Annotated in this window: 18 protein-coding genes; 4 read left to right on the top strand and 14 right to left on the bottom strand. The window is 65.0% G+C overall.

What is annotated here, in order from left to right; translation table 11 throughout:
• The first annotated feature begins 24 nt into the window (after positions 1 to 24).
• Complete coding sequence (locus Q8M85_RS14235) at positions 25 to 1,011, top strand: XdhC family protein (protein WP_305545770.1); 987 nt, start codon at positions 25 to 27, stop codon at positions 1,009 to 1,011.
• Entirely contained in the window at positions 1,011 to 2,012 is a 1,002-nt protein-coding gene (locus Q8M85_RS14240; RefSeq protein WP_305545771.1) for a molybdopterin-binding protein, read from the top strand. The genes Q8M85_RS14235 and Q8M85_RS14240 overlap by 1 nt, the downstream gene beginning before the upstream one ends.
• 132 nt (positions 2,013 to 2,144) lie before the next feature.
• On the opposite strand, the gene infC is transcribed toward Q8M85_RS14240, so the two are convergent.
• Positions 2,145 to 2,684 carry a translation initiation factor IF-3 gene (infC, locus tag Q8M85_RS14245; protein ID WP_371135265.1) on the bottom strand — a complete coding sequence of 180 codons (540 nt, stop codon included), beginning with the start codon at positions 2,682 to 2,684 and terminating at the stop codon, positions 2,145 to 2,147.
• A gap of 208 nt (positions 2,685 to 2,892) precedes the next feature.
• Here infC and Q8M85_RS14250 point away from each other — a divergent pair, with 208 nt between their 5' ends.
• Positions 2,893 to 3,342, top strand: coding sequence for a hypothetical protein (locus Q8M85_RS14250; RefSeq protein WP_305545772.1), 450 nt, complete (start codon positions 2,893 to 2,895; stop codon positions 3,340 to 3,342).
• A 193-nt stretch (positions 3,343 to 3,535) separates the two neighbouring features.
• On the opposite strand, the gene Q8M85_RS14255 is transcribed toward Q8M85_RS14250, so the two are convergent.
• The 5 genes from Q8M85_RS14255 to Q8M85_RS14275 form a co-directional block, all read right to left on the bottom strand.
• Positions 3,536 to 4,357 carry a ferredoxin--NADP reductase gene (locus tag Q8M85_RS14255; protein ID WP_305545773.1) on the bottom strand — a complete coding sequence of 274 codons (822 nt, stop codon included), beginning with the start codon at positions 4,355 to 4,357 and terminating at the stop codon, positions 3,536 to 3,538.
• Between the two features lie 70 nt (positions 4,358 to 4,427).
• A complete protein-coding gene (locus tag Q8M85_RS14260) occupies positions 4,428 to 4,829 on the bottom strand; it encodes a DUF934 domain-containing protein (RefSeq protein WP_305545774.1) in 402 nt (133 codons plus the stop codon).
• A complete protein-coding gene (locus Q8M85_RS14265; protein WP_305545775.1) occupies positions 4,826 to 5,590 on the bottom strand; it encodes a phosphoadenylyl-sulfate reductase in 765 nt (254 codons plus the stop codon). The genes Q8M85_RS14260 and Q8M85_RS14265 overlap by 4 nt, the downstream gene beginning before the upstream one ends.
• Positions 5,580 to 7,250: a nitrite/sulfite reductase gene (locus tag Q8M85_RS14270; protein ID WP_305545776.1), complete on the bottom strand. Its 1,671-nt coding sequence runs from the start codon at positions 7,248 to 7,250 to the stop codon at positions 5,580 to 5,582. The genes Q8M85_RS14265 and Q8M85_RS14270 overlap by 11 nt, the downstream gene beginning before the upstream one ends.
• 8 nt (positions 7,251 to 7,258) lie before the next feature.
• A complete protein-coding gene (locus tag Q8M85_RS14275; RefSeq protein WP_305545777.1) occupies positions 7,259 to 7,564 on the bottom strand; it encodes a DUF2849 domain-containing protein in 306 nt (101 codons plus the stop codon).
• A 143-nt stretch (positions 7,565 to 7,707) separates the two neighbouring features.
• Between Q8M85_RS14275 and Q8M85_RS14280 the strand changes: the two genes are divergently transcribed.
• On the top strand, positions 7,708 to 8,169 hold the full coding sequence (locus tag Q8M85_RS14280) for an Lrp/AsnC family transcriptional regulator (protein WP_305545778.1): 462 nt from the start codon (positions 7,708 to 7,710) through the stop codon (positions 8,167 to 8,169).
• A 113-nt stretch (positions 8,170 to 8,282) separates the two neighbouring features.
• Here the strand turns inward: Q8M85_RS14280 and Q8M85_RS14285 are convergent, their stop codons facing one another.
• From Q8M85_RS14285 to ssb, 8 genes are all read right to left on the bottom strand, one after another.
• Positions 8,283 to 9,458, bottom strand: a complete 1,176-nt coding sequence (locus tag Q8M85_RS14285; RefSeq protein WP_305545781.1) for a cytochrome P450 — start codon at positions 9,456 to 9,458, stop codon at positions 8,283 to 8,285.
• Entirely contained in the window at positions 9,455 to 10,372 is a 918-nt protein-coding gene (locus Q8M85_RS14290; RefSeq protein ID WP_305545782.1) for a DMT family transporter, read from the bottom strand. The genes Q8M85_RS14285 and Q8M85_RS14290 overlap by 4 nt, the downstream gene beginning before the upstream one ends.
• Before the next feature lie 60 nt (positions 10,373 to 10,432).
• Positions 10,433 to 11,176: a triose-phosphate isomerase gene (tpiA, locus tag Q8M85_RS14295; RefSeq protein ID WP_305545784.1), complete on the bottom strand. Its 744-nt coding sequence runs from the start codon at positions 11,174 to 11,176 to the stop codon at positions 10,433 to 10,435.
• A 93-nt stretch (positions 11,177 to 11,269) separates the two neighbouring features.
• A complete protein-coding gene (locus Q8M85_RS14300; protein ID WP_305545786.1) occupies positions 11,270 to 11,629 on the bottom strand; it encodes an iron-sulfur cluster assembly accessory protein in 360 nt (119 codons plus the stop codon).
• 24 nt (positions 11,630 to 11,653) lie between these two features.
• A complete protein-coding gene (locus tag Q8M85_RS14305) occupies positions 11,654 to 12,469 on the bottom strand; it encodes a DUF3307 domain-containing protein (RefSeq protein WP_305545788.1) in 816 nt (271 codons plus the stop codon).
• Positions 12,466 to 13,125 (bottom strand): hypothetical protein, encoded by a 660-nt coding sequence (locus tag Q8M85_RS14310; RefSeq protein WP_305545790.1) that lies wholly within the window; start codon positions 13,123 to 13,125, stop codon positions 12,466 to 12,468. The genes Q8M85_RS14305 and Q8M85_RS14310 overlap by 4 nt, the downstream gene beginning before the upstream one ends.
• 77 nt (positions 13,126 to 13,202) lie before the next feature.
• A complete protein-coding gene (locus Q8M85_RS14315) occupies positions 13,203 to 13,556 on the bottom strand; it encodes an SUF system Fe-S cluster assembly protein (protein ID WP_305545791.1) in 354 nt (117 codons plus the stop codon).
• A gap of 90 nt (positions 13,557 to 13,646) precedes the next feature.
• The gene (gene ssb, locus Q8M85_RS14320; RefSeq protein ID WP_305545792.1) at positions 13,647 to 14,174 is read right to left on the bottom strand and encodes a single-stranded DNA-binding protein; all 528 of its coding nucleotides are present in this window, start codon (positions 14,172 to 14,174) and stop codon (positions 13,647 to 13,649) included.
• Positions 14,175 to 14,178 lie beyond the last annotated feature (4 nt).

Below are 14,178 nucleotides of genomic sequence, written 5' to 3' on the forward strand. Positions count from 1 at the left end.
GACGCGCGGACGCATACTTGCCCCATGAAGCGCGCAGACCACGACCTTATCCCCGAAGCCGCCCTTGCCTGGCACCGCGCGGGCACAGGTGCGGCCCTTGCCACCGTCATCGAGACCTGGGGCTCTGCCCCGCGCCAGGCCGGCAGCCAGCTGGCCATCTCGGGCGAGGGCGAGATGCTTGGCTCTGTCTCCGGGGGCTGCGTCGAAGGCGCGGTGATCACCGAGGCGCTGGACTCGCTTGCCGACCGCAAGTCCCGCGTCCTGACCTTCGGGGTCAGCGACGAGACCGCCTTTGCCGCGGGCCTGGCCTGTGGCGGTACCATCCGCGTTCTGGTCGAGCCGGTGGGCGACGGTCCCGAGGCGCTGCCGGAAGGCTTGCTCGCCGAACTTGCCGAAGCCCGTGCCGCCCCCCGTGCGGCGGCCATCGTCACCACCCCCGCGACCTGGGAACGACGCCTTCTTACCCCCGGCGCAGACCCCGCCACCGACGCCCGCTTCAGGTCCGACCGCTCTGGCATGGAAGAGGATGGCCGCTTCATCGCCATTCACAACCCACCCCTGCGGCTCATTGTCGTCGGCGCGGTCCACATCGCCCAGCCGCTGCTGCAGATCGCCCGAACCTGCGGCTATGCCCCAACTCTGATCGACCCCCGCGCCGCTTTCGGTTCGGCCGAGCGCTTCCCCGGCGAGACGATCCTGGACGACTGGCCCGACGAAGCCCTTGCGCAGTTGCACCCCGATGCCCGCACGGCCATCGTCACGCTGACCCACGACCCCAAACTCGATGACCCCGCCATCCGATTTGCCCTGAACTCCAAGGCTTTCTACCTTGGCTGCCTGGGGTCCACCCGCACCCATGCCAAGCGTGTCGAGCGGCTGCTGGCCGAAGGCTTTTCCCCCGAACAGATCGCGAAGATCCATGCCCCCGTCGGGCTGGATATCGGGGCCAAGACGCCTGCCGAGATCGCCGTCAGCGTCATGGCTCAGGTCACCGAAACCCTGCGAAAGTAATGCAGTTCGGCCCGGTTCCCCTTTCCGAAGCCGAAGGCGCGATCCTCGCCCATTCCGTCGCCCTGCCTGAAGGCCGGCTGCGCAAGGGCTGCATTCTGGGGCGAAAGGAAATCGCTCAACTGCAGGCCACTGGCCGGACCGAGGTCATCGCGGCGCGCCTCGGTGCCGATGACATGCACGAGGACGAAGCCGCCCTGGCCATCGCCCGGGCGCTTGTCCCCGACCCGCAGGCGGCCGGCCTTGACCTGCGGCCGGTCGGCACAGGGCGCGTCAACCTTCACGCCCGCGCTGCCGGAGTGGTCGAGGTCCGGTCTGATCAGGTGAACGCCCTCAACGCCGTCGATCCGATGATCACGCTTGCCACCGTCCCCCGTTGCCAGCGCGTCGGCGCGGGCGAGATGGTCGCCACCGTGAAGATCATTGCCTACGGGGTCGCCGCACCGGACGTAGCGGCTGCCTGCAGGGCTGGGACGCAGGCGCTTCGCCTCTGTCCGGCACGTATAGGTCGGATCACCCTGGTCGAAACCCATACGGACAGCAACTCCAAGGTGCTTGGCGTTGACGCGATCACCAACCGGCTGGCAGCCCTGGGCGCGAACCTTGCCACCCATCTGCACAGCCCGCACCGCGAAGCCGACCTTGCCGCAACACTGGCGACGGTCACCGATGCGGAACTGATCCTGATCCTGACCGCCTCGGCCACCTCGGACCTCCACGACGTTGCCCCTGCGGCAGTGCGCAAGGCAGGGGGAACGGTCGACCGCTTCGGAATGCCGGTGGACCCCGGCAATCTTCTCTTTCTTGGAAGCCTGAATGGCATCCCGGTCATCGGCCTGCCGGGTTGCGTGCGCAGCCCGGCGCTGAACGGGGCGGACTGGGTGATGGAGCGGCTGATCTGCGGCATGGCCGTCACCGCAGCCGACATCGCCGCAATGGGGGTTGGCGGGCTGCTGAAGGAAATTCCCACGCGCGGGCGCCTGCGCGAGGCCAAGCCGGAATGAAAAAGCGGGGGCAAATTGCCCCCGCACAGGACGCCCTTGCGCCCCCTCCCCTTGCGTCCCCTCGTCGTGCGACTTCGTTCGCGTCGCAGGGCTTTCCCAGCGATGAGCGCCGAAGGCGACGACGAGCGGCCGCTACTTTGGCGCGACCATCATCACCATCTGGCGACCTTCCAGCCGCGGGAAGGATTCGATCTTGCCGATCTCGGCCACGTCGGCCTCGACCCGCTTCAGAAGCTCAAGGCCAAGGTCCTGGTGAGCCATTTCCCGGCCCCGGAAGCGCAGGGTGACCTTCACCTTGTCGCCTTCCTCCAGGAACTTCACCACCGACCGCATCTTGACTTCATAGTCATGGATGTCGGTGCCCGGGCGGAACTTGATTTCCTTGATCTCGATGATCTTCTGCTTCTTGCGGGCCTCGGCCTCGCGCTTCTGCGTCTCGTACTTGAACTTGCCGAAGTCCATGATCTTGCAGACGGGCGGGACCGCCGTCGGCGAGATTTCCACCAGGTCAAGTCCGGCTTCCTCGGCCATCTGCATCGCGCGGGCCGGGGTCACGACCCCGACATTCTCGCCGTCCGCGCCGATCAGGCGTATCTCCGGAGCGCGGATGCGGTCATTGATGCGGGGACCGGTTTCGCGTTGCGGCGGGGCATTGTGCGGTCTGCGGGCTATGGTAGTCGTCCTTTGATGGTTGTTAGTGCGGCGGCAATCTAGACCCCGGCGGGCATATCTGCAACCCGGCTGGCCTGTGAGAGTTCCTGTTTTCCACGGAATTCGGGCGTTTTTCCCCGTGCTGCACTGCGGCACCCTTTTCATTTCCCGACCAAGGTGCCATATGACCGCCATCCGGGCGCTAGCTCCGGTCATGGGAGTATTTGACATGAACAGAACCGTTATCATCGGCGCCATCGTCGTCCTGCTGGCCGCTGGCGGCTACTACCAGTTCAGCTACAAGCCGGCTCAGGAAGCAGCTCAGGCTGCCGCCGCCGCCGCCGCTCAGGCTGAAGCTGACGCCAAGGCTGCCGAAGAAGCCGCAGCCAAAGCCGCCGAGGAAGCTGCCGCCGCCGCTCAGAAGGCTGCTGACGAGGCTGCCGCTGCCGCCGCCGCCACCACCGAAGCCGCGACCGACGCAGCCACCGCTGTGACGGATGCCGCCGCTGCTCTGGACCCGGCCAACTTCAACGCCGACACCGTCGTGGCCCTGATCGATGGCTCGACCCTCGATGACGCGACCAAGGCTACGCTGAAGACCGCTGTCGAAGCTGCCCGTGCCAACCCGGCGCTGGTTGCGGACACGATCGCTCAGGTCAAGACCGCGCTTGGCATGTAATCTCCGGCTTTCGCCGAACCTGAAGGCCGCGAGCACCCCTCGCGGCCTTTTGCTTTGCGCGGTCTCCGTGGGCATGAAAAAGGGCCGCAGAATCGCCCTGCAGCCCGGATTTCCAGAGGTTAAGGCCACCTTAACGAGAAAAGGCAAACCATTGATTTTACGGGATGATCGGATTTTGTCCACCGTGGACAGATCAGATCCCGTCGCCCACGAAGGCCTTTTCCACCACAAATTCCTGCGGCTCCGAGTTGGCCCCCTCACGCAGCCCGAACCCTTCCAGGATTGCCTTCACATCGACGTTGAAGGCAAGGCTCCCGCAGACCATTGCCCGGTCTTCCTCGGGGTTCATCTTCGGCAGGCCGAGGTCCGCGAAGACCTTGCCGGAAGCCAGGTTGTCGGTGACCCGCCCCATGTGGTGAAACTCTTCCCGCGTGGTCGTCGGATAGTAGCGGAGCTTGCCTTGCACCGTCTCGCCAATCAGAGGATCGGCCTCCAACCCCTCGACCAGCTGCCGCCCATACTCCAGTTCGGCCACCTCGCGGCAGGTGTGCATCATGATGACCTGGTCGAACTTCTCATAGACCTCCGGGTCCCGCATCAGGCTGGCGAAGGGGGCAAGGCCGGTCCCCGTCGCAAGGAACCATAGCCGCTTGCCGGGAAGCAGCGCATCCACCACCAGCGTCCCCACCGGCTTTGGCCGCAGGATGATCTCATCCCCCGGCTGGATATGCTGGAGCCGGCTGGTCAGCGGGCCGTCCGGCACCTTGATCGAGTAGAACTCCAGCTCCTCGTCCCAAGACGGCGAAGCGATGGAGTAGGCCCGAAGAAGTGGCTTTCCGTTGTCGCCCATCAAGCCGATCATCACGAACTCACCGGACCGGAAGCGCAGGCTGGCGGGGCGCGACACCCGGAACGAAAACAGCCGGTCGGTCCAGTGCTTCACACTGGTCACGACCTGCGCGTCGGGCAAGTGCGGCTTGGTGCGGGCGGCGTCCATCGTCAGAGCCTCATTCATCGTTTCGCCCTCCATAGGCGAGCGGGCCTGCCAAGGGAAGCCCTTGGGGGCCGCGGCAAAGTGGGGGGAATCAGGCGCGCAGGCGCGCCTGATAGTGATGCTCGCGCCAGTCGGCACGGAACTGCCACTGGTCGGCCGGCTGGCGGGCCGCGAGGTCGTCGGGGATCTCTGCCCCATCAAAGCCCACGCGGCGGAGCATCGCGTACTGGTCGGCAATCACCGGACCCTTGGCCAGCAACTGGCCCTTGTAGCCCATCTCGCGCAGGCGGCGGGCGATGGTGAAGGCCCGGCCGTCGTTGAAAGCCGGGAAAGTGACGCGGATGAGGCGGATCAGCTCCAGCCGCCCGGCCAGTGTCGTGGGGTCGTCGGTATTGGCAAGGTCCACCGCAGTCTGGTCGGTGAAATCCGCCAGGGCCACGATCTCGGCTTGGGTGCCGGGTAGGAAGCCTGCGTCGGTTACGATGACGGTCATGCCGCGTTCTCCTTCGGGACTTTCACGGCCTTGCCGTCAATGAAATGGATGCCACATTCGGTCTTGGCCTGGCCCCGCCAACGGCCAGCGCGCGGATCTTCCCCCGGCTTCACCGGGCTGGTGCAGGGGGCGCAACCGATCGAGGGGTATCCCTTGGCAACCAGCGGGTGCCGAGGCAGGCGGTTCTCGACCATGTATTCTTCAAGATCTTCACGGCCCCAGTGGGCCAGCGGATTGACCTTGATCCGAAAGTCGCCCTCGTTCTCGAAAAAGTCTATGGTTCCGCGATCCGAGTTCTGGAACCGCTTTCGCCCGGTGATCCAGCCGTCGAAGGGGGCCAGCGCGCGTTCCAGCGGCTCGACCTTGCGGACGTTGCAGCAGCTGTCGGTCGAGAACTGGTGCAGCGTGCCGTCGGGATCTTCGAAGCTGACGCGAGCCGGGTTGGCGCGGATGGTGCGCACGTCGCAGAGGTTCAGCTTTTCGGCCAGCTCGCGCTGGTAGTCGAGCGTTTCGGCAAACAGCATCCGGGTGTCGATGAAGAGAACCGGCGTCTCAGGCGCGATGACCGAGACGAGGTGCAGAAGCACCACGGATTCCGCCCCGAAGGACGACACCAGCGCCACGCGACCCAGATCGTCGTCCTTCAGCGCGTGCTCCAGCACCGCCGTGGCCGAATGGTGCTTGTAGCGCGCATTAAGCGTGGCCACCCGTTCGGCGACGGGGCCTTCATGCCGTCCGATCTGACCAGCGTCACGCGGCATCTTGTGCCGCTTCCGTGTCGTAGAGGGCTGCCTTGAACGGCTCCATCCCGACGCGCTTGAAGGCTTGCAGGAAGGTCTCGGACGGCTCGACCCGCAGGCCCAGGTAGGCGCGCAGGATGCGTTCGATGGCGGGCACGATTTCCGTATAAGCAAAGCCGGGGCCGGTCTTTTCGCCGATCACCGCGTCTTCGGTGCCGTCACCGCCCAGGGTGATCTGGTAGTTTTCGACCCCTGCTCGGTCGAGGCCCAAGATGCCGATATGGCCCACGTGGTGATGCCCGCAGGCGTTGATGCAGCCCGAGATCTTGATCTTCAAAGGGCCGATCTCGTGTTCCAGCTTCAGCGCCTCGAAGTGCGTCGCCAACTCTTGTGCCACGGGGATCGAGCGGGCGGTGGCCAGCGCGCAGTAGTCCATGCCGGGGCAGGCGATGATGTCGCTCAGAAGCCCGACGTTGGCGGTACCAAGGCCGGCCTGCGTCAGGGCGGCGTGCAGCGTTGGCAGGTCCGACTTGTGGACATGCGGCAGGATAACGTTCTGCTCGTGGCTGATGCGCAGGTCGGAATGGCCGTAGCGTTCTGCCAGATCGGCCATAAGGCGCATCTGGTCGGAGGAGGCATCGCCCGGCGTTTGCCCATGCGCTTTCAGGCTGATTGTGACGATGGCGTACTGCGCGTTGCGGTGTGCGCTAAGATTGGTGTCGGCCCATGCGCGGAACACCGGGTCGGCCTGGTAGAAGGCATTGTAAGCGTCGGTCGGTGCGTTGCGGAAGGCGGGCGGCGCGAAGGCTTCGCGGATCTCGGCAAGAAGCTTCTGGTCGTTACCGCCAAAGAGAGGGCGAAGCTCGGCAAAGCGGGCTTCGATCATCCGGGTGATTTCCTCGGCCCCGGTCTCATGCACGGTGATCTTGATCCGCGCCTTGTACTTGTTGTCGCGTCGGCCGAGCGTGTTGTAGACGCTGAGGACAGCCTCGACGTAGGGCAGGAGGTCGGCCTCGGGCAGAAAGTCGCGGACGGTTACGCCGATCATCGGAGTCCGGCCAAGGCCGCCGCCGACGATGACCTCGAAGCCGGGTTCGCCTGCGCCATTGCGGACCATGCGCAGGCCGATGTCATGGGCTCGGGTCACGGCGCGGTCGTTCGGGCTGCCGGTGATGGCGATCTTGAACTTGCGCGGCAGGAACTGGAATTCCGGGTGGTCGGTGGACCATTGACGAAGAAGCTCCGCGTAAGGCCGCGGGTCGGCGATCTCATCAGCTGCGGCACCGGCGAAATGGTCGGCGGTGACGTTGCGGACGCAGTTGCCCGAGGTCTGGATCGCGTGCATCTCGACGTCCGCCAGCGCAGACAGGATCGCGGGCACGTCGGGCAGTTTCGGCCAGTTGAACTGGATGTTCTGCCGGGTGGTGAAGTGGCCGTAGCCCTTGTCCCAGGTGTCGGCAATGTAGGCAAGCTGCCGCATCTGGCGCGGGCTGACCGTGCCATAGGGGATTGCCACGCGCAGCATGTAGGCATGCAGCTGCAGGTAAAGGCCGTTCATCAGGCGCAGGGGCCGGAATTCATCCTCGGTGAGCGAGCCGTCGAGGCGGCGTTCCACCTGGTTGGTGAACTGGGCGACGCGGGTGCGGACGAAGGCTTCATCGAAGTCGGAGTAGGAATACATGCGCGCTCTCAGCTGGCCAGGTCGGCTTGCTTGCCGTGGTGATAGTTCGAGGGACCGCGGGTGCGGAATTCCTCGCGGAAGTGGGTCGGTTCCGGGCCGAGCAAACCGGGGCGGGCATCTGCGAGATAGGCACCCACGATGGTCAACTTCTGGGCATTTGCGTGCAGCAGACGCATCTGGGCATGGGCTTCGTCCTCGATCAGTTCCGCCTTGTGGTGGAAGGGCGACCATTGGTCATCGGCAGTCAAGTAGACCACGTCGCCTTCGCGCAGACGGTTGGCAGTTACGATCTTCGGTGTGAAGCGGCGGCTCATCGAGGGCCCTCGGGGTGATGGGGTTGCCTCATGAATATAGGATATTTTCCCAATTGTGGGCCAGTGGGGCTTGCAGATAAGGACGAACGTTCCGATAATGAGCAGATGTGGAACGGGGTTCTGCGAAACGCGGGAGGACGGGAATGGCTGCCCAACTGGACGATCTGGATCGGAAAATCCTGTCCGAGTTGCAGTCGGACGCGGAGCAGTCGCTGGACGAGATCGCCCGCAGGGTGGGCTCGTCGAAGACGCCGGTGTGGAACCGGATCCGCCGGATGCGGGAGCAGGGTGTGATCAGCCGGACGACTGCGATCCTGGACCCCGAAGCTCTGGGGCTGGAGGCCTGCTTTTTCGTGCTGATCCGCACCAGCGAACATGAGGCAGAGTGGCAGCGGAAGTTCCTGAAGGCCCTGCGCGAACGACCGGAGGTGCTGGAGGCGCACCGACTGGCCGGGGACATCGACTATATCCTGAAGGTGCGGGTGAAGAACGCGCGGGCCTATGACACCTTCTATCAGGCGCTGATTTCCGAAGTGCGGATCTACAACGTGACGGCGCTTCTCAGCATGGAAGAGATCAAGTCGACGACCGTCCTGCCCCTGTGACCGGCGGTTTCGATGTGGAGCGCTGACGCGCAAGTTTCTTGTCTCGTCGTCGGGGCTTACGCCCTCCTCCTTGTGCGGCCTCCTGCGGGGATATTTGTTGCCAGGTGAAAGGGTTATCCGGTGACGCGCAATTCGCGCAGGCCGTGAAAGTGGTAGACGTCGCCGTACCGTGGCTTGGTGGCGAGAGCGAGGCGGGGATGGTGCTGGAACAGGATCGGCAGGGCTATCTGCAGCTCCAGCCGGGCCAGGGGGGCGCCGACGCAGAAGTGCAGGCCTGCGCCGAAGCTGGCGTGGGGCTTCACCGGGCGTGATGGGTTGAAGCGGGCGGGGTCTGCCCAGGTGCCGGGATCGCGGTTTGCAGCGGCAAGGAGGAGCGCCACCTGGTCCCCGCGCTGGAAGCGGTGGCCCATGACCTCGATCTCCTCATGGGCCCATCGGGTGAACATGTGCAGGGCGGGGTCGTAACGCAGGATTTCCTCGACCGTGGACTCCACGTTTTCGGGGGCCAGGGCGGACAGGGGCGTGCGGGTTTCCAGAAGCGTCTTCACGCCGTTGCCGATGGTGTGGACAGTCGCTTCGTGGCCCGCATTCAGCAGCAGGATGCAGGTCGAGATCAGTTCGTCGGTGGAAAGCTTGTCGCCCTGCATCTCGGCGGCAACGAGATGGGTGATCAGGTCGTCGGCGGGACGGGCGCGGCGTTCGTCGATATAGGCGCGAAGGAAGGCGACAAAGGCTTCGGTCGCGGTGACGGCCTTGTCTTCCATCTCACGCGTGCGGCCTGCCATGTACATGCCGACCATCGCGTTGGACCAGCGGAGAAGGTCCGGGGCCATGTCCTCGGGCACGCCCAGCAGGCGGGCGATGATACGGACGGGGAGGGGCTGGGCGAAAGCGGTCAGGAGGTCGAATTCGCCTTCGGGGCAGGCTTCGGCCAGTTCTGTCGCAAGCGCCTTGATGTCGGGTGCAAGGGCCGCGATGCGGCGCGAAGTGAAGGCGCGCAGGACGAGGTTGCGCAGGCGGGTGTGGCGGGGTGGTTCCAGTTCCAGCATGGAATGGGCTTCGACCGCGTAGAACGGGGCGAGATGGGACGGGATCGGCAGGGGGTCCACCGGCTCGCGCCCGAAGCGGCGGTCCCGGAAGATGGCGTTCACGGCGGCGGCGTTGCCGGTGCAGGTGAGATTGTAGTCGGTCCAGCGGAAGAAGGGACCGGCGGCGCGGGCGCGTTCGTAGAACTGATAGGGGTCCTGGACGAAAGCGGGATCAGTGGGGGATTGCTGCAGTTCGATCACGTGCGCTTTCCCCCGATCAGGCCCTGGGCGATAGCCGCTCCGGTCACGACGATGGCGGCTCCGACGGTCTGCGCCCAATTCCAGGGGCCGCCCATCAGGAAGACCATCAGCATGACATAGAATGGCACGGCGTTCATATGCATCGAGGCCGCCCCGATGCCGATCCGGCCGACCGAGACGATCCAGAGGAGCTGCGCGATGGCCATTGAGCCGATGGAGAAGGCGGCCAGCCCGCCGAACTCGACCCAGCCGATCGCGGCCCAGTCGGGCCACTCGTCGCGGAGCACGCCGTCGGCCAGCGCGGCGATGGTGGCGACGATGGCCCCGCCAGCAATCGTGATCGTGCTGCGACCCAGGGGGGTGAGGTCGGGGAAGGCCTTCACCGTCTCGCGCGAGCCCCAGGTGTAGAAGGTGACTGAGGCGAGCGCGGCAAGGACACCGATACCAAAGCTGACCTCGCCGTCGGCCCCGCTGACCGCGATCAACCCGCCAGCCACCGACAGGATCAGGCCGACAGCAAGCGCCCGGGTGAAGGGGCGGTGGTCGGCAAGACATTCCAGCAGGATGCCGATCACCGGCATGATCGCGCTGACGATGGCGACGGTCACCGGGTCATTGTACTGCAGCGCAATGATCACGAAGAACGAGGCAAGCCCCAGGGTCACGAAGCCAACCCAGGTGCCCCGCAGCCAGTTTGCACTTAGCACGACCTTGCCGCCCTCCACGACCCACCAGATTGGCAGCAGGACCGCCGCCGCCAAAAGCGCGCGGCAGGCGGTCAGGGCGATGGGCGGCATGTGCGGGATGATCAGGTCGGCAGCCGGCAGTCCGGCAGCCCAGGTCACCATCGAGGCGAGACAGATCAGGTTCGAGACGACAAGAGAGCGCCGCGCCGTAGGGTCAAGTGTGGTCATTCGCGCAGCCTAGGGGGGCGTCGCGGGCAGGGCTGGCCTGTCCGCGACAGGGCAAGGTCGTCAGGCGGCGGAAAGGGCTGCGACGATGGCACCGAAATCCGCGGCCTTGAGGCTGGCCCCGCCGACCAGTGCGCCGTCGACATGCGGCACGGCGAAGATGTCGGTTGCGTTCGAAGGCTTGACCGAGCCGCCATAAAGCAGGCGAACCCCGTTCGCCTCTTCTCCGATCAGCCCGCGCAGACGGCCGCGCAGAAAGCTGTGCACCTCGGCGATTTCGGCCAGGGTGGGGGTGCGGCCGGTGCCGATGGCCCAGACGGGTTCATAGGCCACCACGAGGTTCGCCGCCGTCGCGCCCAGCGGGATCGAGCCGTCGATCTGCGTCCCGATCACGGCCAGGGTCTGTCCGGCATCACGCTCGGCCTCGGTCTCGCCGATGCAGACGATGGCGATCAGGCCCGAATCCACTACGGCCTGCGCCTTGGAGCGGACAAGGTCGTCGGTCTCACCGTGGTCGGTGCGACGCTCGGAGTGGCCCAGGATCACATGTGTCGCGCCGGCCTCCTTCAGCATGGCGGCTGACAGATCACCTGTATGCGCCCCTTGCGGCTTGGCATGACAGTCTTGCGCGCCGACCAGGAGGGCAGATCCCTTGGCTGCCTCGGCCATCCGGTCGATCAGTGTGGCGGGCGGGCACAGAAGCATTTCGCAGGCCGGGGTGGGATGGGCGGCAAGCAGGGCTGAAACCTCGGCCAGAGCGGCCTTGGTGCCATTCATCTTCCAGTTTCCGGCGGCGAGCTTCTTCATGTCTGCAATTCCTTTTTGGCGTGTCACACGCCTAGCGTGTCAGCGCGCAAAGGAAAAGACGGCAGATCGAGAACAATGTGTCCGGCGGGCCGTTCACGCAGCGGGGGCGTCGCGGAACTTGATCGACTCGCCACACCCGCAGGCCTCGACCACGTTGGGGTTGCGGAACTTGAAGCCGCTTTCGACCAAGCCGACTTCGTAGTCGATCTCGGTGCCGATCAGGAACATCTGGGCCATCGGCGCGATCATCACGCGCGCGCCATCTTGTTCGACCACCTCGTCCAGCGGATTGACCGAGGTGACATAGTCCATCGTGTATTCCATGCCCGCGCAGCCGCCCTTCTTGACGCCGATGCGCAGGCCCTGGCTGCCCTCACGCGACATCAGCCGCGCAATCTGGCGCGTGGCGGCAGGGGTCAGGGATACAGCGGCCTTGCCGGGGATGCCAAACATTGGATGGTCTCCTTTGACGTCAATCTAAGGTGCTGCGGGCAAAATTCCAAGCGGTGCTGTCAGCGCAAGGGCGTGAAGCGTGGCAAAGGCCACGATCAGCGCCCAGCCGAACGAGGCCAGCGTGCCGATGATCACGTATTCCGAGAGCCTGCGGTCGTCCTTGACGGCCCCGAAGCGCAGGATGGATTTGGCAGCGATCAAGAGGCCGACGCCTTGCGCCTGGCCGAAAAGGACAAGTGCAAAGATGAGCCCACGCTCAAGATAGCCGATGACCCGGCCTGCGCCAGGCAGGCTCTTGCTGGCGTCACCTTTTCCAAGGTGGGGGGCAAAGGGTTCCATCAGCAAGCCGATTGCAAAGCCGCCGGCGCGGGTGGCCAGGATCAGGCCAGTCATCAGGACCATCATTGCAGGCAGGTGGCTGACGGGCAGTGCCACCTCGTCCGCCCAGAACCCGGTTCCCAGGATGCCGCTGTCGGCGACTGTTACGGCCGCGCCCGGCGACCAGAGACCATGCGCCCAGAGATCGGGTAACCAGAGTGTGAGGGCCATCAGACTGGCCAGATGCAGGGCCTGGTCAAGCATGAAGGGGCCGAACCCGGCTGAGCTTTTCCAGAGCTGCGAGAGGACCAGCTTGCCGACGTCAATACAGACGTGGACCAGGGCAAGGGCCAGAAGCGCAGAGTGCAACGTTCCGGTGGTGGCCACTGCGGTCAGCCAAACGATCACGGCGTGCAGGCCCAGGGCCAGCGGGTTGCGCTTGTTCCGAACGATCCAGTCGTTCTGGAAGACGAAATCGGCCAGGGTATGCGCGAACAGAAGGGCGATGAAGGTCTCGGTCATGGCGCGGGGTCCCGGGTGTCGCGGCGCTTGAGAACTTCCCACCGACGCAGCACCGAGGCAATGGTAGCGCATCCTGCTCCCCGTACCCGGTCGTTGACGGCCTGCGGGCTGATGCCAAGGATTTTGCCGATCTGGTTCAGGGTGATGATCCTTTCGGGCGACGCAAGCTGCAGGGCGGCAGCTTCGGCCTGTGCTGCGGTCCAGCGCCCCATGCGCTCGCCCAGAAGATCGGCGATCATCGCATCGGCTTCGGTCACCGAGGGGCCCGCGATGGCGATGCGATAGGTGTCGGCCATCTTGTCGAGCCCCTGTCCCGAGAGTTCGAAGGCCTTGCCTGCGGCATCAGACAGGTCTGTGGTGCCGAGGGTTTCGGCAGGCGCGATTCCTATCGAGATGCGGCTTTCGAGTCCTAACGCCCCGAGCCGTCCCTGAAGCACGACGGCAGCGCGAAGCGCAAGGCCGGGGTCCGCAAGCAAGAGTTGCCAGCCATCACCACGAAACCGGGTGAAACGGGTATCGTGTGGCGGTGAGTGCCATGTGGCGATCTGGTCCGCCACCTGGCGCAGAATCTGCATCGCCTCGTCTACCCGGTCAGTGGTCTGCCGGGTAGAGGCGACCAGGTCGCCGGTCAGGACTGCGATCTGCGACCGGATCATGAGGTCTCACGACTAGAAATGCGTTCAATCAAGTCATGGGACTTTAAAATCGGAAAATCAAGTCATAAGACTTGATGCTACATGAAGCCGAGTTCCAGCCGAGCTTCGTCGGACATCATGTCCATGCCCCACGGCGGGTCGAATGTCATCTGAACGTCGACCTGCTTTACGCCAGGCAGGGGTTCCACCGCATTGGCGACCCAGCCGGGCATCTCTCCGGCGACAGGGCAGCCGGGGGCGGTGAGGGTCATGGTGATCTCGACTTCGTTTTCCTGGCCGATCTCGATCGTGTAGACGAGGCCAAGGTCGAAGATATTGACCGGGATTTCCGGGTCATAGACCGTCCGGCAGGCCTCGACGATCTGCGGATAGAGCGGATGGTCAGTTGTCGAGGGCTTGATGAGGGGCTGGCCCTCAGTCTGGTCCTGCATGGGTGTGTTCCGGCGGCAAAGGTTGTTGACCGATTATATAGGGAATGCCCCGGTCAAGGTCCAGTGCCACCGGCGGGATCGGGTTCAGGATCAGAACGGGATCTCGTCGTCCATGTCGGAGCGCGCCCCGCCGCCCGATGATGCGCCGCCGCGCCCGCCGCCAGACGCAGAGCCGCCGCCGTAGCCGCCACCTTGGCCACCGCCCTGGCCGCCCTCGTCATAGCCGCTGCGGTCCTCATAGCTGCCGCCACCGCCGCCGCCTTCGCCACGACCGCCGAGGAGGGTCAGGTTGCCATTGTAGGGGCGAAGCACGATTTCGGTCGTGTACTTGTCCTGCCCCGACTGGTCCTGCCATTTGCGGGTCTCCAGCGAGCCTTCAATATAGACCGTGCTGCCCTTCTTCAGGTACTGTTCGGCGATCTTGGCCAGCCCTTCGTTGAAGATTGCGACCGAATGCCATTCGGTCCGCTCCTTGCGTTCGCCCGATTGCTTGTCGCGCCAGGTTTCCGACGTGGCGATGCGCAGGTTCACCACCTTGCCGCCATTCTGGAAACTGCGCACCTCGGGATCGCGGCCGAGGTTGCCGATGATGATGACCTTGTTGACCGACCCCGCCATGCGA

It is taken from the genome of Tabrizicola sp. (genome assembly GCF_030694085.1).
Taxonomy (GTDB): domain Bacteria; phylum Pseudomonadota; class Alphaproteobacteria; order Rhodobacterales; family Rhodobacteraceae; genus Tabrizicola.

Coding starts and splice junctions, on each gene's coding strand:
- Q8M85_RS14235 (WP_305545770.1), top strand. CDS start 25: ATGAAGCGCGCAGACCACGACCTTATCCCCGAAGCCGCCCTTGCCTGG.
- Q8M85_RS14240 (WP_305545771.1), top strand. CDS start 1,011: ATGCAGTTCGGCCCGGTTCCCCTTTCCGAAGCCGAAGGCGCGATCCTC.
- Q8M85_RS14250 (WP_305545772.1), top strand. CDS start 2,893: ATGAACAGAACCGTTATCATCGGCGCCATCGTCGTCCTGCTGGCCGCT.
- Q8M85_RS14255 (WP_305545773.1), bottom strand. CDS start 4,357: ATGAATGAGGCTCTGACGATGGACGCCGCCCGCACCAAGCCGCACTTG.
- Q8M85_RS14260 (WP_305545774.1), bottom strand. CDS start 4,829: ATGACCGTCATCGTAACCGACGCAGGCTTCCTACCCGGCACCCAAGCC.
- Q8M85_RS14265 (WP_305545775.1), bottom strand. CDS start 5,590: ATGCCGCGTGACGCTGGTCAGATCGGACGGCATGAAGGCCCCGTCGCC.
- Q8M85_RS14270 (WP_305545776.1), bottom strand. CDS start 7,250: ATGTATTCCTACTCCGACTTCGATGAAGCCTTCGTCCGCACCCGCGTC.
- Q8M85_RS14275 (WP_305545777.1), bottom strand. CDS start 7,564: ATGAGCCGCCGCTTCACACCGAAGATCGTAACTGCCAACCGTCTGCGC.
- Q8M85_RS14280 (WP_305545778.1), top strand. CDS start 7,708: ATGGCTGCCCAACTGGACGATCTGGATCGGAAAATCCTGTCCGAGTTG.
- Q8M85_RS14290 (WP_305545782.1), bottom strand. CDS start 10,372: ATGACCACACTTGACCCTACGGCGCGGCGCTCTCTTGTCGTCTCGAAC.
- tpiA (WP_305545784.1), bottom strand. CDS start 11,176: ATGAAGAAGCTCGCCGCCGGAAACTGGAAGATGAATGGCACCAAGGCC.
- Q8M85_RS14300 (WP_305545786.1), bottom strand. CDS start 11,629: ATGTTTGGCATCCCCGGCAAGGCCGCTGTATCCCTGACCCCTGCCGCC.
- Q8M85_RS14305 (WP_305545788.1), bottom strand. CDS start 12,469: ATGACCGAGACCTTCATCGCCCTTCTGTTCGCGCATACCCTGGCCGAT.
- Q8M85_RS14310 (WP_305545790.1), bottom strand. CDS start 13,125: ATGATCCGGTCGCAGATCGCAGTCCTGACCGGCGACCTGGTCGCCTCT.
- Q8M85_RS14315 (WP_305545791.1), bottom strand. CDS start 13,556: ATGCAGGACCAGACTGAGGGCCAGCCCCTCATCAAGCCCTCGACAACT.
- ssb (WP_305545792.1), bottom strand. CDS start 14,174: ATGGCGGGGTCGGTCAACAAGGTCATCATCATCGGCAACCTCGGCCGC.